The organism is Mucilaginibacter sp. P5_A6, assembly GCF_056400585.1.
The window spans coordinates 119,371-144,165 of the sequence record NZ_JBFUKZ010000022.1 but is presented as its reverse complement, the minus strand read 5'-3'; the positions used below and the strand labels follow the sequence as shown (position 1 = coordinate 144,165).

Sequence of the window (24,795 nt, the reverse complement as noted above, 5' to 3'; positions counted from 1 at the left end):
ACTTTGGTAACCGCAAACCCGGAAACATCCCTTCATGATCTCATAACTAAATATGATGTCGGTTTTATATGTAAACCTGAAGATCCTCAGGCGCTTGCGGAAACAGTGCTTAATATATATGTCGAAAATATTGAAGAGAAAAGATCAAATGCCATTAGTTACGCAAAAAAATATATCCATATAGATAATGTGATTAATGAGTTTCTTTTAAAAGTGATGAGCTAAATCAGAAAGCCATCTGCATAAAACTAAAAAGAAATAACTCCTCGTTACTGTTTAGGTGTTAATCCTGGCTAAGCCTTGTTGAATATAAGGAACTTATCAAGTTTTTTGGTTTTTAAATTGATCAGTTATAAGGTTTCCCAAAAGGTGGAGTTTTTAGGAAGCGCTTTGAATATAAACTATTATATTATTGGAGGTAGTCCGTCAGGGAAGATCAAATTGACGGTTTAGCGGCTTAATGCTAATTTAATACCGCTTAATTATAACGAAATTGTTACATGTGTCCCGGCCTTCCCAACTCCCCGGCTAAAAAGCAGCTATCTATGCATATATTCACGAGAAATTGAATATTTAAAGTCATATGTAAAATTTATTTTTAATAAAAACAATTATCTAATTGTAGCGTTTAAGTTTGATTACCCGTATTGATTGAAAAACTATTATTATCTCCTTTTTAAAGTATATTCTTAAAAGGAAATAATTACATTTGTAAATCTTATACCTTATGATTTTACGCTACTCAAAATTACTCCCGTTTGTTACTTTTATAAGTGATTTAATAGTATTAAATATTTCTCTTCAATGTGCTCATTTACTGGTATTTAATTACCTTTCTGATGAAATTCAATCTGCGAATTTTATCTTATTGGTTAATTTGTCGTGGGTCTCTATAACTTCTGTAACCAGGAATTATATCATTCACAGGCCTCTTGTGCTGAGCGATAATATTAATAAGTTTCTGTCTTCGCTGCTTTACAATTTGGTTATGGTTCTTGGTGTAATCTACTTCTTCAGATTATATGAGGTTAGCCGATGGGAAATGGTTTTTACCTACATTTTGTTTTTTGCTCTAATTGTTGTTGAAAGGTCTGCGATTTTTTTTGCTCTTGATTTCATTAGAAAAAACGGGTACAACAGGATGCACGTGCTTCTTGTTGGTAACCAGGATATTGCTGATAGATTGGTGAAATCTTTCTTAAAGCATCCGGAATACGGATATTATTTTATCGATCTTATTTCCGAGGAAATGCTCAACGGAATGTCTGATGAAATGCTGCTTGAGAAAGTGTTAAATAAAAATCCAGATGAGGTATTTGTATGCTATAAATACCTAAACCAGTCGCTATTAAAAAAAATGGTTGATTTGGGAGATCAAAACTCGATTAAGATTAAGTTGGTTTCTGACCTGGTGTTGGATAATAACTATGCCAGTATTATTAACTACGAAAATCTTCCAGTAATACAGCTTTCTTCAACCCCGGAACTTAGCATCAAGGTTTTGTTTTTTAAACGAAGCTTTGATGTTTTATTTTCACTTTTGGTTATGACAGCTGGGTTACCCGTGTTTATCTTGTTAATAATATTAACTAAATTAACGTCAAGGGGAGCCGTTTTTTACCATCAGGAAAGAATTGGAAAGGATCACCGGCCTTTTAAAATATATAAGTTTAGAAGTATGCACGTAAATGCAGAACTGTTAGGCCCCCAATTGTCAAGTGAACATGATCCGCGTATTACTAAATGGGGAAGGGTTTTACGTAGGTCAAGGATGGATGAACTACCCCAGTTTTGGAATGTTTTAAAAGGAGATATGTCAATAGTGGGCCCAAGACCAGAACGTCAGTATTTCATAGAACAACTTATACTAAAATCTCCTAACTATAAAAAATTATTACGTGTTAAGCCAGGAATTACCTCGATGGGGCAAGTAAATTATGGCTACGCAGAAAATGTTGATCAAATGCGTCATAGAGTACGTTATGATCTGATTTATCTTAATAATATAAGCTTTAACAGCGATATGAGCATTATTTTAAAAACCATACAGGTAATGTTTCAGCTTAAAGGTAAATAATGTTTAAATTTTTGTATACATACTCCTTTAATTAGCCGCATTGTAATATCAAAAGTAATTTCGGTGGAAAGAAATACCGGAAAGCTTCTCTAAGCACTTAGAGGAGCTTTTTTTATACCAGTTACTGGTGGATACTATTTAAGGTTGTTGGGGCCTATGCGAAAATTTATGTCGCACAAAAACATTTGGCCCCCAATAGTTTTATACTTTATTAAGTTACTGACCGTTAATTTTTAAGTGCCGCATGCTTAGTTAGTTAAACGAAAGGTATGGCTATTTAACTTATAAACGCTTTTCTGCGTTGTTTTACTGTTTTAAATTTAAAAGAATGCTTTGTGCTTTTAAACGGACTTTTTTTAAAAACAAAACAGAATTACAGCTTATTTTAATCGTAATTAAACCTTGTGCACTCTTTAATAGTATAAAGCTAAATGCTACTTTGTTTTAGGTCCATTTTAACTCTTAATTATTAATTCAATTTGTTACTTATTTTTTGGAATTGCATTATAAAATCAGCTTCCCAAGGGCCGCTAATACTTCGTTTTTTTAAGTTTTCCACTATAAACAAACTAAAAAGATCGGCTTGTTTATTTCTTTTTTTTTGCCCCCTATACAGTACAGCACAGCATTTGGATAGTACAGTGATCAGAAAAAACCAATTGAATGTTCAAACAGTGACAACTGTGAGCGGCCAGGTTGTTGATGATGTGTCTGGCCATCCGCTTCCTTTTATAAGCATCAAGTTCAATGGCAGTAGTTATGGCACCAGTTCTGATAGAATGGGGAAATTTGTATTAAGCGCGCCGGGCTCTTTTAGCCGCGTAACATTTTCCTTTATGGGCTACCAAACCGTAACCAAAATTATTAAACCGGGGCAGGTGAATGAATTGCAAATCCGCATGCGCAGCAGTCAAACCCAGTTAAAGGAGGTTTCCGTTACTTCGGAAAAAAAGAAGAAGTATAGAAATAAGGGAAACCCCGCCGTTGAACTTATTCAGCAGATTATTGACCATAAGGAATTAAACCGGATGGAAAATTCGGATTATCTTCAGTATAACCAGTACGAACGGATCGGTTTATCCTTTTTTCATCTTTCTCCAAAGCTGCTCAATAGTAAATTTTTTAGCAAATACCGGTTTATGCTTGATAGCACACAGAAAATAAACGGTCAGTCTGAAACCTCACTTCCGGTTTATTTCAGCGAAAAGCTATACCAAAATTATTACCGTAAAAACCCGCCTAAATCTATCCAGATATTAAATGCCCAAAAACAAATCAATATCATAAAATTTGTGGATACGGTTGGACTGGATATTTACCTTAACCGCCTTTACGGAAATAATATAGACATATACGACAACAACATTTTTATCATTACAAACCAGTTTCTGAGCCCTATAGCTGATCATGCCCCCGATTTTTATAAGTTTTTTATAACGGACACGGTGCAATCGGGTAAAGGAAAATTAATCGAGGTAAGTTTTACTCCCCGCAATAAAGGTGATCTACTTTTTGAGGGCAAATTACTGGTTACTATGGATGGGCATTATGCTGTTGAATCATGTGAGCTTAATGTAAATAAGCAAATCAATATCAATTTTATGCGCAGCCTCAAGATTCGGCTGGATTTTGAACAACACCCCGACGGGCGCTATTACCTGGGCAAAAGTGATGTAAAAGCAGATTTTGGTATAAAAAAAGAAAAAGGAACCGGAGTTTTTGGCGAGCGAACGGTGTATTATGATCACTATAAGTTAAATTCACCACTTCCGGCCGCGTTTTACCAGGGTAAAAGTTTGCAAACTGCTGTAAACTCCAACAGGCCCGATACCAGCTACTGGAGACAAAACAGGACTGATACGCTTACCACTCAGCAGCAACACCTTTATGAGCATATAAACCGGTTAGAAAGTATGCCATCTTTTAAAAGATTAACCTGGATTGCAGCAACCATCACGGGAGGGTATGGCGACCTCGGTCCCGTACAAATAGGCCCGACAGGGGCTACATATGCTTTTGATAATGTAGAAGGGGCGCGTTTCCAGGTAGGCGGACGAACTACGCCTAAATTCAACAGATCCATCTATTTAGAAGGTTATACAGCATATGGAACGCGAGATACTAAATTCAAATTTAACTTAAGTACCTATTTTTCATTAAATAGTACACCGCCTTATCGTTTCCCCAACGATTATTTTAGGATTAGCTACCGGTATGATATTGATAAGCCCGGAAAAGTTTTTTCAATAAATAACTCGCAGTCAGCACTGACCTCATTCCAAAGCGGCAAAACCGATTACTGGCTTTTTAACAAGACTTTCAAAGTTGATTATGTAAAGGATTTTGAAAATCATTTTTCATATAATCTTACTTTCAAAAACTGGAACCAACAAACTGCAGGTACACTGGTATTTGAGGTTAATGATTCAAATAATAGTATTGTACATGATTTAACTACTACTGATGTTGGCCTTGGACTAAGGTATGCTCCTCATGAACAAATTATACAGGGAACCGGGTCGCGGCATACTATTTTTAGTAAATACCCCATTTTTAACTTGCAGATAAATCAGGGTTTTAAAGGGCTTGTCAATGGATCATATACCTATACCAATATAAGTGCGAATATTTATAAACGGTTTTATTTATCGCAATTAGGTTACTCGGATATTACATTGCTGGGCGCCGTGCTAAAGGGAAAGGTTCCATTTCCGTTGCTGAATATCAGTCCGGCTAATCAATCCTTTGCTTATGATCCCGATGCCTACAACCAAATGAACTACCTGGAGTTTGTGAGTGACCATTATGTGGGTTTGAACCTGACACACAGTTTTAATGGCTTTTTTCTGAATAAGATTCCATTAATAGAACATTTAAAGTGGAGGGAGTTTCTCTCATTTAAAATTTTATATGGCGGTTTACGCAATGAAAACAATCCACTTTACTCAAAAAACTTATACAAATTTCCAACAGGATCAAATGGTGCAAACGGTACTTATGCTTTAGGCACTATTCCCTATATAGAAGCGGGAGCCGGCATCGGCAATATTTTTAAGTTATTACGGGTAGATGTAGTAAGGAGGTTTAATTATCTTGATCATGCTGGTAGTTCCACTTATGGTATTAAGTTTAGTATTAATCCTGATTTTTAGTAATCGCTCCTATTTCGCCATTGGCCAGAGTGCTGCCTGAAACTAATATTACACCAAAAATCCCTGCCTTCTTCCAAAAGCAGGGATTTTTGGTTGATTCAGAATAAACAGTTCAATAATAATATACATTCTCCTGCACATGCGCACTGAATTTTTTTACATCAGTTGCCGCTGCAAATCCCTGCGACCATATGGTGTTAATGGTGTTTCTTTTCAATGTAACATCGGTAAGTGTGTATAACACAGTGGATGTTCCCGCTTTGCGAACTTCAAAGGTAAAAGCAGTAGCACCTTCAACAGGGACGAACGCAGAGTAATGTTTATAGGTTATTCCCGCGGCAAGTATCGCACCTCCTTTGATTGCCAGATCTGTAGCACCAGCATCGGGGCTTAAGTTCACAAACCTGATAGTAGCCTTGCCTTCAGCCGGGCGGCTTATAGAATCAGCAATCAGTAACAGATCGGCCGTGCTAACCTGGTTGGCCAGGAACAGTGAATACAGCTGGTCGGCCTTAAGGGTTATCGTATCGCTCTTTATTTTCTGCTGACTTCCCTGTACATAAAATGTTGCGGTTCTTTTCCCGGTATAGGCCCTGATATAATCCAGGCTTTCACCGCTTTTAATAGAGAAGTTGTTTGCCCTGTTCTGATCCAGGTAGAAATCCACCGGCTGTGCATCCGGCGAAGCATTTATAGCAGAGATCAGTGCGGCCGGAGGTGGCACATAATGGTTATTACTATCCTTAAGGCATGAGGTTAACAGGCTACTGAGCAAACACATCATCCCGATCATGCCCGCCCCTTGTGTAAAGACTTTTTTCATATGTTGATTAGTATTTATACCAACCAATACGATAATCAACAGCAAAACGCTACCAGTAAGCTTGTTTTTTTAATTGCTAAGCCATAGCAGGTACTATAATTTTTGATATGAATTACCAGGAGACGCGGGATGCTGCCTACAGGCTAAACTATTTTCATCGCATTCGCATCCCAACGGATCACTTTATTCTGGAAGTAGCTGTCGTTACAGGCTAAACAAGGCGCTGCTGCCCTGAACCCGAATACCCCATCTTCAACAACCGGCTTACCTGTACGGATAGAATCAAAGAAATTGGCAAAGTGATCGTTTGAGGCATTGTAACCTTCCGGTGTTTTGTAAGTAACATCCGGACTTGTAGGCGCCTGCTGATCGGTTTGCGAGAAGCGTTTGTTATAATCGTCCATCAAGGCCTTTTGCTGCGCTTCTGTATAGGTAGATAGAGAATCCCAGCCACCAATACCTGTAGCAACCGGCATTTTACTTTTACGGATACTGAAGCCATCATCGCCCATAAGATCCATCACACCTTCGGAGCCTACAATTTTGGTTGTACCGTAGTCGCCTTCACCACTGATAAAATTAACCCGGAGTGTTACCTGGAAAGCAGGGTGCTCTTTTGTTTCGCCATAATGGATCACCGCGCTCATTACATCGGGTACATTGCGGCCATCTTTCCAGTAAGCAAGGTCGCCTATAGAATAGATCCTTTCGGGACCTTTTGACCCGGTTATAAAGTGAATGCCGCTAAGCAGGTGCACAAACAGGTCGCCGGCAACACCGGTGCCGTATTCGCGGTAATTCCGCCACCTGAAGAACCGTTTGCTGTCATAACCATACTTTGTTTTAGCGTTTGACTGAAACCTTGTCCAATCCACAGTTTGTGGCGAAGCATCAAATGGGATGGTATACTGCCAGGCACCCAAAGGGCTTTGCCGGTTAAACGAAGCCTCGATAGAATTGATCTTACCGATGGCGCCCGCCTCATATAGTTCTTTAGCCTTTTTATAGGCAATGCTGCTTACCCGTTGGCTGCCTACCTGCAAAACCATTTTAGTATCCTGCTGCGCTTTTATTTCGGCAAGGCCCTGGCTTATCTGGTGTACCATGGGTTTTTCGCTATACACCGCTTTGCCGCTGTGCATGGCATCAATGGCTATCTGGCTGTGCCAGTTGTCGCTGGTGGCAATAATAACGGCATCAATATCCTTACGGGCCAATAGCTCACGATGATCGCCGGTAGTAAAAAGGCTGGCCCCGTAAACTTCTTTTGCCCTGTCAAGCCGCCCCTTGTACAGGTCGCAGCAGCCAACCAACTCCACCCCGGGCACGGTTAAAGCGGCCTTGGTATCGGCAAAACCCATAATTCCCATGCCTATGGTGGCTATGCGGATTTTATCATTCGGGCTGATGCGTTTTTCGGCCTGTAGGATCCTGAGTTCATTTTCTTCCTGTGCTGCCAGGCTTCTGAGCGAAGCCGAGGTAAGCAAAACGGAGGCACCCAGGTGCTTGATGAATTTTCTGCGGTCGGTTGACATAGTAATAAATTAAGTTTTCAATAATTGGTTGATGTGTTGACGGCAAGGTGCAATCAATTAGGTTTACAGAAGGCAATTTAGTAAACCAAAACTAATTTTCAACCGAAATTTAATTAATACTTAATTCAAGGGACCAGCACCAAAAAACGATTTTTTTTAAAGTGTTATTTAAGATTCAGAGCAGTACTTTACATGCACCGTTGACACACCTTTTGTACACCTCCCGGGCGCTTTACCAAATACCTTTTATAGTCTTTTGAATACCCATTAATACCTGCTGATTTTGTTTTAATGTATTGATAATGAATTTATTGATTTAAAACAGAGGTTTTTGCGGCCTTTTTATTTTAAATGAAGCAGGGCGATTATCCCGTGAGATAAGCGCCCTGTTTTGTGCATACCCAAATATACAAAAAATGTAAGGAATTTCCAATTAAAACGCCTGGGATCAACGCAAAAAATGTTCTCCCGATCATAACCTTCAGATACCATGAACAGGTGCCTTCAGCAGGTTTACTATACCTTCAACCGTTAACCTGCCTTAGCCTTTGCAGAGATGTGTTTAGTAAGTGAAGATTTTTGTCTTCCGGGTTTCTTTTGATTATAGCAGAAGCACCCCTCTGCGATACCCACCTCAAGTGATTTTTCAACATCCTTTATTTGGTATAACATAAATCACGTTGCCTGAAACAGATAAATTGAAGCCATAATTTTCTATAGCAGGAAGTAACAGTTTTTTCCATGTTTTGCCCTTGTCAGATGACCGGAATATACCATCTGAGCGGCCACATATTAAATATTTACCCATTTGTTTAATTGATAAAATATCCGATGAAGATTTAAGTAAGCCTATTTTTTTCATAAATAAACTATTCCAGGAAGGCTGAAGTTCTTCGCCTATGGCATTCCAGGTTTTTCCACTATCCAGTGAAATGTGTATGCTGTTTGTTTGGGTTATTGTGTTGTAGACTATAGCAGCAAATCCTCCATCTATACGTTCCACAGCGATGCCAGCACCCCCTTCACTAATCACACGATCCCAGTTTTCACCATCATCGGTCGATCTTAATATTCCATCTTTGCTGGTAGTCAGGAGTACACCGTTTGACTCTACCAATTTCATTCTACCGTCTCCAACATGCACTTGTTTCCAGGTTTTTCCACTGTTAGTGGATCTAAAAAGGCTGGTGTTGGAGCCAATGAAAACTGTGCCTCCGGCAGTTTCAAAAACGGTGCGTACTTCTCTCTCTTTATAATTCGTGTACATCCAATCTATCGTTCTGTCTATGCGTACGGCTTGCTCTTGAAAATTCGTGTACATGGGTGACCAATTATTCGTTCCGTTTATTTTTTGTAAAAATTGACCCCTGAAATCATATGCAAGTATCCCATTCTTGCCAGGGGCAATGTTACGTTGTTTACCAGGGAAAATTTCTTTTGTCCAAAAAGGAGTTGTGGAATTTGGTTCACTGTGATAAACCCCATTTCCAGCACGTAAATATAGCCCACGGTCATTTGCAAATAAACCATCTCTCCACACACCTTCTCTCTGCAATTTTTCAGGCAGTCCTTCGCTAATGTCCTGCCATGTTTGTCCGCCATCAGCAGATTTAAAAATGATGTTGACAATCGCCGATGATTTGCCTTCTTTTATTGGTTTCTTTTTTGCTTCCTTTTCTTTTAGCACAAAAGAATTTAGTAGAAATAATACCAGGAAGATAGCCGGAACAAATACAAATAATCTTTTCATTTTTTTAAATTTTAAGTAAAACATATGTTTCATAATCTATTTTATGATCCTATCAGAATTGGTGCAGCAAAATTACTTTGATATATTTCAGCGTGGAGAGCTTTAATTGTAAATAAAAATGTAAACTTTGTAAAATAAAATCTTGACACTATGTTAGATAGCAGAATTCTCCTGTCCGGGAAACGCAAGTACCTGTTCGGAGTGATAATACTCTCGTTTATCTCTGTAATCTGCGCGGCTTTCAGTATGACCGGCAATGACGATTTTGATATCGCCAGAAGGGAAGTTTTGCTCCGCAGGATAGGGCATGAACTGCTCTTACAGTCGGGCGACCGTACATCAAGAGTTCTTCCGGTAAAAAAGATCGCCGAAAACGAATACCAGATCTGGTTTGAGAATGAGCTCACTTTTCAGCCGGACTCCCTGGTGAATACTACCCGGCGGTCATTAGCCAAAGACCCGCTCGCAGGTGATTATGTGGTCAACGTTCTGAACAGCGGCAATTCCAGTGTTGCCTATGGTTATGCTATATCCAAAAATGAAAAAGATGATATTGTAGCATGCAAAGGAAGAGTGCAACCCAAAGCACATTACACCATCAACATCAAATTTAAACCAACGAGCATAAATACAGCAAAGAATGGATATCTTTTGGGCAGCCTGCCCTTTTTGGCATTTGTTGGTTTTCTTTTTTTGAGATCTGTTAAGCCGCGAAGAGCTTTACCTGACGATCAGTATACTGACATGTTAACTTTAGGCGCGGTATTGTTTGATGCGAAGAATCGGAAACTGATAATAAACGGAAAAACAATAGACCTGACCGGAACTGAAACCCGTGTACTGCTCATTTTCGCATTGTCTCCTAACGAGACTATAGAGAGAAGCCGGCTACAAAAAGAGATATGGGAAGATGAAGGTGTTATTGTGGGGCGCAGTCTGGATATGTTCATATCAAAACTCAGAAAAAAATTGGAATTTGATCCGCATATCAAAATTGTTGTTATTCGCGGCAAAGGATATAAGCTTGAAATTAACTCTTAAGAAGAATCTCCCAGCCCAAAACTGATCTTATTAGACTTCAATCAGGCATTTGTAAAACTTTATCGTGAACTACTAAAACGGTATCATAAAAAGAATTATCCTTACCGTAGATCGAATCAAAAACAACGCTTTCCGGGCAATAAAGCCACAGTAAATATTCACTAAAAACAAAAAAACCTCTCTACGTAATGTAAGAGGGTTTTGGACCGATAAGGTACGGATATCGAACTCTTTTATTGAGGATTGTAAGAAAATTGTAGCTTTGAAATACGGATAATACGATCTGTCAATTCAAATGAAGTTATCAAATGAGACTATTTAGTTTTCTTTACAAAAAGCCTATCTTCAAAAATAGAATTGATTATTTTTATAAACATCCCGAATTATTAGTAGACATTGAATTTGCCAATCGTACTGATCGAAATAAAAGAGTTTGGATTGAGCCGACATGTGAAGAATTTGAAATTGATTCTAATACAGAATATCGGATTGTTACGCACGATAAGTTTTTTAGGATTGATTTCGACTCGGATAATTCAATAATATTTTATCTACAATATAGTTTTGGGTTTAAGCTGTATAAACGACCAGTATCAGAGGAAGTTAAGAATCCTCATAGTTGGATATTAGATTATGACACCTCCGGGATAAATTAAACTCATTTTTTATTCTGTGGCCGATAAAGTACAGATGTCGAACTCTTTTATTGAGAATTGCAAGAAGATTGTGGCATTAAAAGAGCTAAAAAACAGCCCTTAATATGGTTGAATTTCCTGGAAGTTGCATCGGGCAGCCTTAGACTATCGGACTTTTTAAAACTCATAACTAAGCCCGCCCTGGAATATAAATGAATTATGACGATAGGCGACATTGGCTACCCGGTTGTTTAATTTGCTGAATCCGTCGAATGGGACTTTTTGATCCATATTAAATGTTTCCAGCCTTTGCGAAAAAGTATGACCGGCAATCATGTTCAATTTCCATCGCCTGCTAAGTTTAAGGTCATAAATGAGTCCCGCGCTATTTTGCCGCAAATGTATATATTGATCTTTCGCATCCCTGTTCAGGCGGTACATACTGCCGTTGAGTGACGCTGTAATTCCCAGTGATTGCATTGCCGACAGTTTATACTTTAAAGAAGCCCTGGCAGGTATAATGCCAGTGAGGCTTAGCCTGTTGCTGATCGTCCAGTCGATATCAGGTAACGGCAGCAGGAATTTACCGGTGTAGTTGCTGGTATAAACGAGCGTGATGCCGTATTTGAAAGCCTTGCGCTGACGAAAGCCTACCCGCACGCCGGCAGTATAAAGAATATCCTCTGCGCCGATACTTCGTTTAAAGTCGGAGCCAATGGTTGCCAAACCCACAAAAGTGATACTGGTGGAATGCGAAAGCGAATAATTTACCAGCAAGGGAACGGTGATGGAATGAAATTCGTTGCCGCTTATATTTTGCCCATCCGAAAGAAAAAGGCCCTGGTAGCGGATGCCTGTTTTTATTAAAATGGGATGAGGCGCCGAAAAATCCTTAAACACAGGGAAACCGACGTCTACAATAGGTTGCTGTATGGTAAACGTATTTCCGCCGGCATCAACCGGGGCTACACTATTGGTTACGCTGACACCGCCCAGCAGGGGTGCTGTAGTAGTTAATTTTTTGTGCACACTACTGCTGTCAGCGCTTTGGCAATAGCTAAGTACAGGCAATAGCATGCCCATAAGAAAAAAGCTTCTTTTCATTTTTTGTTGATATGTTTTTTGGATGAAAGGGTAGTTACGTTAGCAAGGGGTAACTACACCGATTAATTTCTGCATTGTTTTGTCAAATTCTTTTCTTTCCTGTTCTATTAGTTCCGAAGACAGCACCGCGTCAAATCTCGCAAGGATAGCGTCAGCCTGTTTTGCCACACTGTCGCCGCTTGCCGTCAATTTTACATGGGTTTTGCGCTTATCAACGGTATCAGGGATTACCTCCACAAAATCTTTTTTGAGTAAAACTGATATTGTTCTGTTAACTGATGCTTTATCGCGCCCCAGGTCGGTACTGATAGTTTTTTGAGATGCCCCGCCTGAGTAATACAGGACCATCAAAACTGGTATCTGGTCCATCTGAAGGGGAAAGTTGTGTTCCCGGAAAATTTTATCACATTCTTTATATATCCTATTATAAAGGGCGCCTATTTGTGCTACCAGCGAAGGCGGGGCAGGATGTTCAACTTTGCGATTCATTAAGCAAATGTATAAATATTGGTTGATATATCAACCAATATTAAAAAAACTTTCCACATGATATCGGAGGATAAATACAATTTCCGACGAATGAATCGATGCAAAAGTTCACAGTGCATCATTGCTTCTATATTTCCTGAAAAAATCGGTATTTGATAGAATAGTTATCGTTAATGGCAAAGAAAAAGTAAACAAATCACTTTGCGTCACTGCGTCTTTGCGTGAAAAACTGCTTAACTTAATAGCAGTGAGGGGGAGGAATCCGACGCACCAGGCAGCTAAAATCAACATAAACTCTCTATCAGATTTACCAGGTTAGGAATAACTTACAGAAAGGTCATAAGTAAAATCAGGCCATTCTTTTTGTTCCTAATTGTAAGCCATGAGTCGATTAATTAATTTATTCGGCTCACGGATAATAAAACCGGGGTGGTCAGTAGTGGCCGAAGCTTTCATTTTGTGGTTATACATCATGCTGTTCGCCATTTAAACGAGGTGTTGTCAACAGCTCTCATGGTACATAAAATGCCGTTTAAGTGATCATATTCGTGCTGCAGTAACTCCGAGAGTTTGTCTTCCATAATCCATTGCTGTGGCTGCCATTGCTCATCAAGATAGTTTACAGTTATCTTTTGATGCCTTTTTACTTTAACCAGCAGGTTTGGAAAGCTCATGCAATCATCCCATAGTTCAAAAAGCTCCACACTTGGGTCACTTATTTCGGGATTTATAAAAACTACAGGCCTGTCTATATTCATATAAACAAGCCTTTTCATGATGCCCAATTGCGGAGCCGCGATAGCCCGGCCAAAATGATATTTATTCCTGATCCGCTCCATCACGTTATGCATATCGGCCACCCAATCCTTTAAAAGATGGAGCTCTGTTTTTAAAACCGGCGCCGAAGTTTGATATAAGCGCTCATCTCCAAGCATTAACAGATCATCCAGTGTTTTCATTTTTACGAAGAGCTTTGTTACTTACAGAATATTCTAAGTACAATTTTACTTATTTTTACCCGGATAAGGTATGCCTGTAACAGCTATTACATACCCTTAAAAAGCCTTTGTTTACCTCAGTCCTTTCTCCTTCAAAAACTTCACTAACGCAGCCGGATGATCTGTTTGCAAGCCCTTCAATCCTTTATCCAACGCCTTATTCCAATCAGCGGCGCCTTCACCCGCGCTTTGGATATCGGGCCAAACCGGGATATCGTATTTTTCGGCGAATACAACCATATCATTAGTGTATTGGCTATATGAGCCATCAAGGATATCAGGATGATATTTATCGATAAAATCAGCCATGCCTGCTGTGGTTTTAACACTATCGGGCAGGCTTAGCATTAATGGCATCCGGGGTGCCACCTTGCGCCAGCCGGTAAATTGCGGGGCACTGTTTATGTAAACCAATACCTGCTTTTCCATCCCGTATTCCTTTATCATTTGGTAAGCCAGCTCCGGATCAGCCGCTTTAAAATCAAGATAAATATTGATCTGGTTTTTGCAGAGGGAAAGGATCTGTTTAAAGGTTGGGATCCTAAAAATCTCCTTTATAGTCGAATCCTTGCTTTTTACTTTTAGGTTAAGCAATTCGGCAAGGGTAAGGTCTTTAACATTCCCTTTGCCATCGGTCATGCGGTTTACGGTGCCATCATGCATACTCACAAGTTCGCCGTCATTGGTGGTGCGCAGGTCAATCTCTACGTAATCGGCTTCATTTTTTATGGCTTCCCGGTAGGCGGCCAATGTGTTTTCGGGGTAGATCACATGATCGCCGCGGTGAGCCGCTATTATAAATTTATGTTTTGATTTGGGAGCAGGGTTGGGCTGCCAGCTATCTTTTGGCAATAACAGGATGATGAATGATATTAAAAATAAACGCATCGTATTGATCTATTATATTATAGCAAACCGTCCCATAAGGGGCTCTGATGGGACGGTTTGCTATGACTGATTTAATTAACTATTGTGCCCGATGTTTTTTTAGCTTTTTGCTGTTTGTAATGATCTTCGCGTTCCCGGTCTTCGTCGTCCATTTCGGGGCCTTTTTCTATTTTGTGCCAGTCGATGGTTTTATCGTAACGCCTCATTGCCTTCTGCGGATCAAATATACGGGTGTCACTTTTAACAAATGTGTAAGGTGTATAGTCGGGCTTATCCGTAAAAAAATCCTGCAGTAATGATCCGGTAACATCATACTGGTTTACATACGGTACATTAAGGATGTTATAAATGGTTTTTAATATCGATCCAAAATTTGCATGGGTATGGCTTACATAACCCTTTTTAACATACGGACCAGCCAGCATCAGGATAGAGCGGTGAGCATCTAAATGGTCAACCCCACCTTGTGGGTCATCTTCAGTAATAATTACCAGCATGTTTTTCCAGTATTTGGTGCGCGATAAAAAGTGAAGGATACGGCCTACTGCCAGGTCATTATCGGCCATATACGATTGGCGGTACGGATAACCGTCCTGCGCTCTTACATCAGCCCCGTGATCATTGGGTACCTGCATGGTAATAAGCGATGGCATTTTCTTTTTACCCTTGATCCACATTTTGGTGAATTCTCCTTCAAACTGCTCCATACGGAATTGGTCGGGAATGTTGGTATTAAAGCCCGCGTAATTATGGCTGGTACGGGTAAACAAAGCTTTTTGCATGGGCACCATTACCAAATGGGCGGCGCCGGTATTTGTGTCATGCCATTCTTCGCGTACGTGTGCAGTTTCGTTTGCCTCACCAAAATTGTAGAAGTCAACATGTTTGCGTTCCAAGGCTTCCCATAAACCCCCGGTTTCTGCATAATCCTCGGGATCCATGCTCCCGGTTGAACCAGGAAACCGGCGGCCCGGTGCCTTTGAAAAAAGTTTGGCCGTTTTGTTTACGTTTGAATTAGCCTCAACCCATTCGTTGGGGATAACACCCATCATCCAGTGGTGTCCGTGTATAGATGCATCGCTATCGCAATAGTAATTATCTGAAAAAGCAAACTGTGTAGCTGCTTTGATATGATTGGGCGATACATTAAGATTTGGGAATTGCACCCGCAAGGCGTCGGGAAGGGTATATTCGCAATGCACACCAAACCGGGCTAATGTACTATCGCCTTTGGCATTTTTCAGCTGCCCGAAAACTTCGTCATAAGTACGGTTTTCTTTAGTGATGTATACAATGTATTTTATAGGAGTAGGGGACGAACCGGGTAAAACGGGCAATGGGTTTTTAGTAATAACAGGCACCGGTTTGCTGATAAAGGTATTACCCAAAACCTGTTTGGTGTAGGCCGCCAGTTGTGTATCATTTGGCATAGCAACTTTTTGAAAAGTGCCTAATTGTATATCGCCAATATAGGTACCCTGGGGTGGGGCTACAAATCCGTGCCCGCCATTGGGGCCTGCCCCATAACCCCGGCATGAAGTTATATACACTTCTTTTTCATCAGCAGATAATTTTACCCTTGAAGTTCCCCAGCCGGTAGGTATAAGCCCTTTGGTGGTTTGGGTAGGGATATCAATAACAGCTACGGCATTAAAGCCTAAAAGGGCAACATATAATGTTTTTTCATCCTTGCTTAAGCTGATACCGAAAGGCAAAAGCCCTCTGAATTTATCAATACGGCTATCAATCTTTATAGGGATATCGCCCAGCAGTTTATGATTTTTATAGTCGATAATGGTTATGTTATCATTGGTAGCATTGGTAACATAGGCATATTGGCTGCCCACTGCTATTGAGTTTGGGCTTGCGCCGCCTGTTACCTCGGCATCCTCCAGCATCTGGCCAATCTGGTGGCCGGTTTTAAATTTATCGGTAACCTTGTTGTTTACTAAGTCAATAGTAAAAACACTCATCGCCTCGGGCGATAAAGGGTCGCCAACACCGGGGATCTTCCTTCCTTCAATTACAGTCCCTTCGCGCGATTCTTTTGTATTATCGCCATATGGGTGCTGCGATATCATGATCGAATCGGCATTTTGCGGGGTTGCACCGCTGATAAGCGGGTAAGCATACATACCAACGTTGGCAACAAAGGCTGTTTTTTTATCCGGACTTAAAGCCAGGCCAAAAGGTTGCCTGCCTGCATCAATTGATGCCGTAATTTTTTTGGTAGCAAGATCTATCCTTACTAAACGGAAGTTACCACGATCAAGCACCAGTAACTCGTTTTTGTCTGCATTAAACAGCAGGTCTGATGTAAAACTATCATCATAGTCCTTACTGCCTGCTTTGCCGTTAAGTGATAATGAATCTGTTTTTATAAATTTTTCTGCGTCATAAACAATAACAGCCCCGTTATCGCCGCCGCTCAGGTATAAGGTTTTTGAATCGGGCGAAAAGGCAACGCCTAAAAACGATCCATCGGGCAATGGGGATTGTATTTTTTTGCCATAGGCAGGCACCCTGATGGCATTCAGGGTCGCTATGTCAATAAGCGTTATAACCCCATTGTGCAGTGTTACCGCTTTTTTACCATCGGGCGAAATTGATAAGCCAAAAGGGTCATGCGTAATGCGGATAGTGTTGCCTGCCGGTGTTATAAACCTGCCGCTTGGTAAAACAGATGTGCCGGCAGTATCAATTTTGCAATATTGATTAACACCCGGTACCTGCAAAATATTTACCTGTTTTTGGGCAAAGGCGGTTGGCATAAGCCCGATGCTAACCGCGAACAATAAAAGAAACTTGTTTTTTACTGGCATAGATAAATTGTTTTTAACCAAACAAAGGCCCCCGTTTGATGAGGGCCTTTGTAAAGTTGAATTTATAAATTTTATTTAAGCATCCACATGATGCCATTAATGTCATCATTGCCGCTAAACTGATCGGCTAAGGCTTTGTTGTAATTGGTAGTATTTGATGTACGCTCGGCAGCAGGGTATTGGAACCGTGAAGCTATACGGCCACCATTACCTGTACCCGGGCCAGTTGTAAACGTTGGCAGGCCGGTACGGCGATAGGTAAAGTATGATTCCAGCCCGGAGTGGCGAAACAATGCAAGGTATTTTTGCTGTAATATTTTGGTCAGGCCGGCTGCATCAGCGGTGTATTTAACACCTGCCTGTGCGTAATAGGTATCCCAGTTAACGCTGATAGAATAAGTATCATAGTTGGCATCATCCTTTGTGCTTTTTGAACCCGGGCGATAGAAGTACGCGGTAAAAGTTCCCGTACCGGTTGGGATGCCATAATAGGCAAATGAAGCCTGGATTCCTTTTTTGTAATAGCTTTCTGCGTCACCTGTTGCCCAGCCGCGATTGATACCCTCAGCAATGTTGAACATTAATTCGGCATAGCCTATCTGGATACTTGGCTCACCGATGTAGGTTGAATAATAACGTTTCCTGTTCAGGAAAGAATATTTCTGTAAACCCGCGTTATTGTACATCACACCCAGATCCAAACCCGGATCGGCACCGATGAATGATGAGAAAGCAGTTGGGCTTTGATGCAAATTATCAACGTTGTCCCGTGCAGGCTCGGCTGTAACGAAAACCCGCGGATCGTTTAAACCGGTTAGCAAACCAATATAAGTAGCTGATGTGTTTTGCCTTGACCCGTTTTGACCAAAGTTATCGGGTGTTTGTGGATAGTAATTGGTTGGATCCAAAAATTTGAACTGCATGTTATCAGCTGCGCTTGCCATAACAGGGTATTTGGTTGGGTTGGTAACCACTGCAGCAAACTGGGCAACAACATCAATATCAGTTGTTTTTTTGCTTAGTTGTACCAATAGCCTTATCCTGAAGGTGTTTACCACTTTTTGCCATTGTGTAAGATCGCCGCTAAAGTAAATATCGCCGGTAAGTACATTTCCTTTGGCTGCAATAAGTGTAGCCAGGTCGCTGTTGGCGCTCTCTAACCAGGTCAACGATTGTACCATAACCGCTTTTTGGGTATCATAAGCAGGGTTAAGGTTTTTTAATCCTTGTAAAGCCTGGGTCATCGGGATATCGCCTTCTTCCATGCTCATTTTACTGAAAAAATAAGCTTTAAAAAATTTAGCGATGGCGCTGTAGGGGTTAAGTGCGGGCTGGCCTGCTTTTAAAGCCTGATCCTCCATTGCCAGCACATTTTTAAGTGCCGTATAATAGTTATCGCCGCTGCCAAAATCATAACGGTTATTGCCATAATAATCATAGTTGTAAATGTAATACTGGCAATAAATTTCTTTTGAGTTATCCGGGTATTCCACCATGCTATTTAATATGCCGTTAAAAAGCAGCGAAGCAGGAACGGCGTTGGGTACATTGTTATTTACCGTTAAATCCTGGAAACTCTTTTTACAACCGGTTACTGTTAGTATCATAAATACAGGCAGTAAGTAAATTCTAAATATCTTTTTCATATTCATCTGTTAATTAGAATGATAAATTTAAGTTGAAGCCGTAGCTGCGTACTGTTGGCGATTGCAATCCTGTTTGTGCAACAGCGCCATTGTACTGATCCAGATCCACATCTTTAAAGCGTTTATCTTTATAGAAGTACAATAAGTTACGGCCATAAAGTGATGCCGAGATCTTCTGAATAAAGCTTTTTTGTAACCATGCCTTAGGGAAATCATAAGAGAAAGTAACCTCACGCAGTTTAGAAAAAGTTTTGCTCATCAGGTTTGATTCATCCACGCCATAATATTTACTGGCATAATCCTGTACCAAAGCGGTTTGCTTATTAGTAGTAAATTGCATTAAGCCTATGTTTTTTACAGCACCTGTTTTTGAATCATAATCGGGGGCAACACCGTTTGATATTACAACGCCTTCGCCTACGTAGCTGCCGTTATAGCCGGTTTTACCAAAGTTTTGCCAGTCTTTGTAACGCGCATCGCCAAGGGCGCCGGTAGCCGTTTCAATATTGGCACCGCCACGCATGGTTTTATTGTGCATATAATCAACAATAACACCACCAACAGCACCATCAAACTGAAAACCCATACTTAGGTTTTTGTAACGGATCTTGTTGTAAATGCTCCATGTATATTTGGCGTTTTCGTTGCCCAGGTATTGTGCAACCGGTAATGCTAATGGTTTGCCTGCAGCATCATTTACTATTTGTCCTTGTGGCGAACGTACAAAGGCGCTGCCATATAATTTATCTACACGGTCGCCCACTTTAAAAAATGTATTGTAGGTATCCTGGCCTTTAGGTAACTCGGTATAAATTTCCTTAAAAGTTGCTACGTTAACCAAAACATTCCAGGTAAAGCCGCCTAAGTTTTTAATTGGTGTACCCTCTAATGAACCTTCATAACCTGTTTTTTTGGTTTTCAAAGCATTAAGGAATTCATAAGCGTATCCGGTTGATGGTGAAATACCATTCTTTAATATTTGCGGGCCATCTATGTATTGAAACGCTGTACCGCTAAACCCTAAACGGTTTTGTAAAAATTTAATATCAAAACCTTCTTCGTAGTTGATACGGGTAAGCGTTTTGATGTTTTCCTGGTACAGGTAATCAGATGCATACCCGGCAGCCTGGTTGTTATACGGTTTGCTGATATTGTACGAAGGTTTTAACGCATAAGTAGTGGCATTATATGGTGAAGTATAAGTTGAGCCATAACCCAGCGGGTTATTAAATAACGATGGACCTGTGCTGCCACCAAAAGCGGTGATAGAGCTATAAGGAGCCGGACCTATGGTTGAGCTTGAAGCATCTGTTTTAATGCTTGCATATGACCCGCGGGCTTTTAAGAACGAAATAAACTCGGGCAGTTTAATGTAATCAGAAATTACTGTAGCAGCTGATACACTTGGATAACCATAGGTAGTAACATTCTGGAACGCGCTTGATTTATCGCGGCGATAAGTGCCCGATAAAGTGGCATATTTACCAAACGAAGCATCTAATGATGCATAGTAGCTAAATACCCTTTCGGCCGAGTTAAAACTGGTTGACTGGATTGGATTTTTTGAATTACTGAAAGCGTAAACCTCCGGTACGTTCAGGTAATCGGTAGATGTCCAGCTTGAGTTATAATTTAAGCTGCGAAGGTTTGAACCAACAACGCCCGATAGGTTTAAAAATTTTTTAACGGTAAAGTTATAGTTCACCATTAACTCTGTGTTGTTATCAAACAGGTCACGGCGGTCTTCGCGGTAATCGCCCTGATTACCTTCACGGCCATAAGGGTGAGCCGAGAACGGAAGATCCTCTGTACGTAAAATGTTATAGGTATCAATTTGCGAACGCAGTGTTACGTTTACATGATCGTTAAACTTATAGTTTCCAGACAGGTAACCGTAAGTGTCATTTTTATAATGGCCGCGGGTCCATTTCTGGGTTAACAAATAGGGGTTATGGTAACGCTGATACTCGGCAAACTGCGATTGAACGCCAATCTTGCCTGGCTGCCATATGGCTTTAATATCTGGTGCGTTCACATCCCAGTCGGCGCCTGTCCAAACAGCAATATTATAGATGATACTGTTAGGACCGTATTGAACATCCGGAAAATTATCTGTTGACTGCCTGTTATAATTAACATTGGCTTCAAATTTTAATTTGGGGATAGGGTTAAACGAAGCGTAAAAGTTAGCATTAGCTATATTGAGGTATTGTGAAGGGATATAGCTGGTTTGATGTTGCTGCGAAACCGAAAAACGGGTTACATAAGTATCGCCAACTGCCCCTAATGATACGTTATTGTTGGTTTGGGTACCTATCTGTAAAAAATTTTTGAGGTTGTTTTTACCACGTGCTGTCCATGGGGTAGCCTGGCGAACACCGTTAATAACAGGGCTGTCGTACTGCGGTATTAGCTGGCCTGCAAAGTATGGTCCCCAAACGTCATAGTCACCATCCACACCGCCTGGTGCACCGCCTTTACCATCAACAAAAGTATAAAAGGTGTTTTCGCCCGGACCAAATGTGCTTTGCGTACGCGGGAAGGCTAAAAAGCCGGTGTTAAGTACTGTACTGCTGTTAATATCAACAGTTAAGCCTTTTTTATTCTTCTCACCTTTTTTGGTGGTGATTAAAATAGCGCCAAATGATGCGCGGTTACCGTAAAGCGCCGCTGCGGCAGGGCCTTTTAGTACGGTGTAGGTTTCAATATCATCGGGACTGATGTTATAGGTATCCGTATTAATAGGGAAACCATCAACTACATATAAGGATACCTGGTTACCTCTTATTAAAACATTTGGGTTGCCCAATAACTCGGCAGATGGACCTACACTTACACCGGCAACCTTACCTATTAAACCTGTAATAGGGTTAGGGTCGCGGGCTGTGGTTAATGCATCGCCGTTTACGGCCTGTATGGCATAACCAATCCGCCTGGTTTCCTTTTTAACACCAAGCGCGGTAACAACTACCTCGTTTAATGTTTTGTTATCACCGGTAAGGCTAATGTTTATTACCGCCTTATCACTTACCACAACAGATTGTGGTGTGTAGCCGATAAATGAAAAAGAAAGCGTTTGACCCGTGCTCGCCGAAATAATGTAACGGCCTTCAATATCGGTTACTGTTCCTTTGTTTTGATCTTTAATTCTTACACTTACACCTGGTAGTGGTAAGTGATTTTCGTCGGTAACTGTACCGCTTATTTTGCTTTGGGCTAATAATATAGATGGCGCAATACAAAATAACAAAACCGTAATAACGGTTGTTAGTCGTTGGTAAAACTTATTCATCTGCTAAAATTTAAGGGTGAGAATTTTGCTTTTTTCATGCAGCAATACTAAACTTTGTTTATTATTAGTAAACCAATTTAGCATTAAGCAATACTTAAGCTTTTGTTCACCCTGTGTTAAGCAGGTGGTTTTTGTAACGGTAATATCACAAGCCCGTTACAAAAATTTAACATGAATGTTTTATGAGTTAACCTGTTGTAAATGACTAAGCGCGATGGTTTTTAAATATTGTATGTTATCTATTGGCACATTCATTTCTTTGGCCATATCATCCCAGTAACGCAGCCTGATAATCAGTTCGGCATCAGGATGAAGCTCAAAATCAGCGGCTTCGTCAGCCGTCATCACACCTCCCTGGAAATTGAGGGTTGCCTTACTGGCATCAGATAAGCAGTTATAGTATTCTGGATATTTATAGGTAAGGTATCTTTTGGCAATTACATGTCCCTGTACCAGGTTAGCTACTCTTTCAGAAAAACCGCGTTCCAGCAAAAAGTCGGCGCCAATTTGCTCGTGATCAACGTTGCCCATGCCATCCATACTTTCGACTTCACCGGCTTCGGCACATAAATGGCCAATGTCATGAAAAAAAGCAGCCAAAATTACTTCATCATCATGTCCCTCGGCCTGTGCCAAAGCTGCAGCCTGCGACATATGCTCCAACTGCGAAACCGGCTCACCTATGTAGTCTTCGTCGCCAAATTTTTCATAAAGTGAAAATACTTCTTTCACTACAGCCCGCGGGTCGTATAAGGAAAATGTCATGTTGGTAGATTTTATTGCAAATTAAGGCGATTGAGGTTATGTTATTATTAAATGTTTATGAATAATAACGGCAGCCTCCTTATCCCCTAAAAACGGGCTTTTTGATTAGTATAGTTATTTATTATATAAAAATATGGTTTAGAGTCGTTTAGTAATCATAAATGCAGCAGATTAAAAGCATGCAATTCAAAAGCTCCCCCTTTAGGGGGTTGGGGGGCTCGACAATTTTTTTTTATTTTGCGCATGTTTACCAATACTAAACATTATGGAAGAGGATATACTGATACAGATCAGTAACAGCATTAAGGAACGCCGGAGAGAAAAAAATATAACTGTTCAGGAATTGGCTGTCAGGGCCAATGTAAGTAAAGGACTAATATCGCAGATAGAAAACAGCCGCACAATACCATCGCTTATTGTATTGATAGATATTATCAAAGCCCTTGAAATCGATATGAACGAGTTTTTTAAGGGTATCCGGTCAAAAGATAATCCTGTGCCGGTATTGGTAAAGCGCAAAGCCGAGTATGAGCATTTTGAAAAGGAACATGCCGCGGGCTTTCATTATCAAAGGATCTTTACCCAGTCTATAACACAATCAACTGTAGATATTGTAATACTTGAACTGGAACCTGATGCATCGCGCCCGATGGTGGAAACCGAAGCGTTTGAGTACAAGTATATTTTAAGCGGGGAAATTGAATACCAGTTTAATGACGATAAGGTAAAACTTTACCAGGGAGATTCGATGTTGTTTGATGGCCGTATCCCCCATACACCCAAAAACCTGGGTACAACAACCGCAAGTATGCTGGTTGTTTATTTTTTTGAAGAGAAGAAATGAGTTTTATAATTTGAAAATGTGCCGATTTGAAGATTTGAAAATTATCTCGTCCTCAAATTTTTCAATTGTCATCGTTTAATCTTTTTTGGGAAGCAGAAATGAATTTGAAAATTTGTCGATTTGAAAACTGMCTCATCTTCAAATTTTTAAATCCTCAAATCGACGACCTTAACCAAACCTTAACACAAAATTAGTTTGCTGGTAATAAATTAAGTTTAGTATTGCTAAACATTTTATATTTGTTTATGAGTATTAAATTAGTTGTTTTTGATATAGCCGGCACTACGGTTAAAGATGATCATGAAGTGAGCAAAGCCTTCCAGGCTGCCATGAAAAAATCGGGCTATGCAGTTGAGCTATCAAAAATAGACCCCTTAATGGGTTACGAAAAGACCCTTGCCATTAGCAAAATGCTGCATGAGCATGAAGCAAACACAGCTGTTATAACTTATGAACTGGTAAGCACTATTCACAAAGAATTTGTGCAGCAGATGATCAATTTTTACCAATATGAACCAGGTATTGAGCCGCTGCCAAATGTAGAGGAAACATTTGCCGCATTACGTGCAAATGGTATATTGGTAGGCATAAATACCGGTTTTTCGCGCGATATTGCCGATACCATTGTTAATCGTTTACAATGGCGCGAAAAGGGTTTGATAGACTACGTTGTTGGGTCGGATGAAGTAGAGCTTGGTCGCCCGCATCCGTATATGATTCGGAAAATGATGATGGAGGGTGGTATAACAGATCCGCTGGAAGTTGTCAAAGTAGGGGATACTGAGGTTGACGTGCGCGAAGGACAAAATGCCGGCTGTAAATATGTAATTGGCGTAACTACCGGCATATTTACCCGCGCCGAACTGGAAACCTACAACCCCACCCATATTATTGATGATATTGCACAGGTTATTGATATTATAAACCAGTAAAC

At 40.4% G+C, this 24,795-nt stretch carries 16 protein-coding genes and 1 pseudogene; 6 read left to right on the top strand and 11 right to left on the bottom strand.

Annotation, left to right across the window (positions count from 1 at the left end):
• From AC1DO4_RS21295 to AC1DO4_RS21285, 3 genes and pseudogenes are all read left to right on the top strand, one after another.
• A pseudogene (locus AC1DO4_RS21295) lies at window positions 1–225 on the top strand (WcaI family glycosyltransferase); the annotation flags it as partial.
• 502 nt (window positions 226–727) lie between these two features.
• Entirely contained in the window at window positions 728–2,077 is a 1,350-nt protein-coding gene (locus AC1DO4_RS21290) for a sugar transferase (protein WP_477419543.1), read from the top strand.
• A 641-nt stretch (window positions 2,078–2,718) separates the two neighbouring features.
• Window positions 2,719–5,229, top strand: coding sequence for a DUF5686 and carboxypeptidase-like regulatory domain-containing protein (locus AC1DO4_RS21285; RefSeq protein ID WP_477419541.1), 2,511 nt, complete (start codon window positions 2,719–2,721; stop codon window positions 5,227–5,229).
• A gap of 112 nt (window positions 5,230–5,341) precedes the next feature.
• Here the strand turns inward: AC1DO4_RS21285 and AC1DO4_RS21280 are convergent, their stop codons facing one another.
• The 3 genes from AC1DO4_RS21280 to AC1DO4_RS21270 all read right to left on the bottom strand — a co-directional run bounded on the left by AC1DO4_RS21280 (window position 5,342) and on the right by AC1DO4_RS21270 (window position 9,337).
• Complete coding sequence (locus tag AC1DO4_RS21280; protein WP_477419538.1) at window positions 5,342–6,052, bottom strand: DUF4397 domain-containing protein; 711 nt, start codon at window positions 6,050–6,052, stop codon at window positions 5,342–5,344.
• Window positions 6,053–6,195: 143 nt separating this feature from the next.
• Window positions 6,196–7,587, bottom strand: a complete 1,392-nt coding sequence (locus AC1DO4_RS21275; RefSeq protein WP_477419536.1) for a Gfo/Idh/MocA family protein — start codon at window positions 7,585–7,587, stop codon at window positions 6,196–6,198.
• A 646-nt stretch (window positions 7,588–8,233) separates the two neighbouring features.
• Complete coding sequence (locus tag AC1DO4_RS21270; protein ID WP_477419534.1) at window positions 8,234–9,337, bottom strand: WD40/YVTN/BNR-like repeat-containing protein; 1,104 nt, start codon at window positions 9,335–9,337, stop codon at window positions 8,234–8,236.
• A gap of 150 nt (window positions 9,338–9,487) precedes the next feature.
• On the opposite strand from AC1DO4_RS21270, the gene AC1DO4_RS21265 reads away from it, so the two are divergent.
• On the top strand, window positions 9,488–10,378 hold the full coding sequence (locus AC1DO4_RS21265; RefSeq protein WP_477419532.1) for a winged helix-turn-helix domain-containing protein: 891 nt from the start codon (window positions 9,488–9,490) through the stop codon (window positions 10,376–10,378).
• Between the two features lie 812 nt (window positions 10,379–11,190).
• Here the strand turns inward: AC1DO4_RS21265 and AC1DO4_RS21260 are convergent.
• From AC1DO4_RS21260 to AC1DO4_RS21225, 8 genes are all read right to left on the bottom strand, one after another.
• Window positions 11,191–12,117: a DUF6268 family outer membrane beta-barrel protein gene (locus tag AC1DO4_RS21260; protein ID WP_477419530.1), complete on the bottom strand. Its 927-nt coding sequence runs from the start codon at window positions 12,115–12,117 to the stop codon at window positions 11,191–11,193.
• 39 nt (window positions 12,118–12,156) lie between these two features.
• Window positions 12,157–12,606 carry a MarR family winged helix-turn-helix transcriptional regulator gene (locus AC1DO4_RS21255; protein ID WP_477419528.1) on the bottom strand — a complete coding sequence of 150 codons (450 nt, stop codon included), beginning with the start codon at window positions 12,604–12,606 and terminating at the stop codon, window positions 12,157–12,159.
• Between the two features lie 470 nt (window positions 12,607–13,076).
• The gene (locus tag AC1DO4_RS21250) at window positions 13,077–13,565 is read right to left on the bottom strand and encodes a peptide deformylase (protein ID WP_477419525.1); all 489 of its coding nucleotides are present in this window, start codon (window positions 13,563–13,565) and stop codon (window positions 13,077–13,079) included.
• A 111-nt stretch (window positions 13,566–13,676) separates the two neighbouring features.
• Window positions 13,677–14,492 (bottom strand): glycerophosphodiester phosphodiesterase family protein, encoded by an 816-nt coding sequence (locus AC1DO4_RS21245; RefSeq protein WP_477419523.1) that lies wholly within the window; start codon window positions 14,490–14,492, stop codon window positions 13,677–13,679.
• A 71-nt stretch (window positions 14,493–14,563) separates the two neighbouring features.
• Window positions 14,564–17,314, bottom strand: a complete 2,751-nt coding sequence (locus tag AC1DO4_RS21240; protein WP_477419521.1) for a bifunctional YncE family protein/alkaline phosphatase family protein — start codon at window positions 17,312–17,314, stop codon at window positions 14,564–14,566.
• A gap of 71 nt (window positions 17,315–17,385) precedes the next feature.
• A complete protein-coding gene (locus AC1DO4_RS21235; RefSeq protein ID WP_477419519.1) occupies window positions 17,386–18,960 on the bottom strand; it encodes a SusD/RagB family nutrient-binding outer membrane lipoprotein in 1,575 nt (524 codons plus the stop codon).
• Between the two features lie 13 nt (window positions 18,961–18,973).
• Window positions 18,974–22,252: a SusC/RagA family TonB-linked outer membrane protein gene (locus tag AC1DO4_RS21230; RefSeq protein WP_477419517.1), complete on the bottom strand. Its 3,279-nt coding sequence runs from the start codon at window positions 22,250–22,252 to the stop codon at window positions 18,974–18,976.
• 180 nt (window positions 22,253–22,432) lie between these two features.
• Window positions 22,433–23,017 carry an HDIG domain-containing metalloprotein gene (locus tag AC1DO4_RS21225; protein ID WP_477419515.1) on the bottom strand — a complete coding sequence of 195 codons (585 nt, stop codon included), beginning with the start codon at window positions 23,015–23,017 and terminating at the stop codon, window positions 22,433–22,435.
• Window positions 23,018–23,282: 265 nt separating this feature from the next.
• Here AC1DO4_RS21225 and AC1DO4_RS21220 point away from each other — a divergent pair, with 265 nt between their 5' ends.
• Together AC1DO4_RS21220 and AC1DO4_RS21215 are read left to right on the top strand one after the other, a co-directional pair.
• Window positions 23,283–23,861 carry a helix-turn-helix domain-containing protein gene (locus AC1DO4_RS21220; RefSeq protein ID WP_477419513.1) on the top strand — a complete coding sequence of 193 codons (579 nt, stop codon included), beginning with the start codon at window positions 23,283–23,285 and terminating at the stop codon, window positions 23,859–23,861.
• 245 nt (window positions 23,862–24,106) lie between these two features.
• A complete protein-coding gene (locus AC1DO4_RS21215; protein ID WP_477419511.1) occupies window positions 24,107–24,793 on the top strand; it encodes an HAD hydrolase-like protein in 687 nt (228 codons plus the stop codon).
• The last annotated feature ends 2 nt before the right edge of the window (window positions 24,794–24,795 follow it).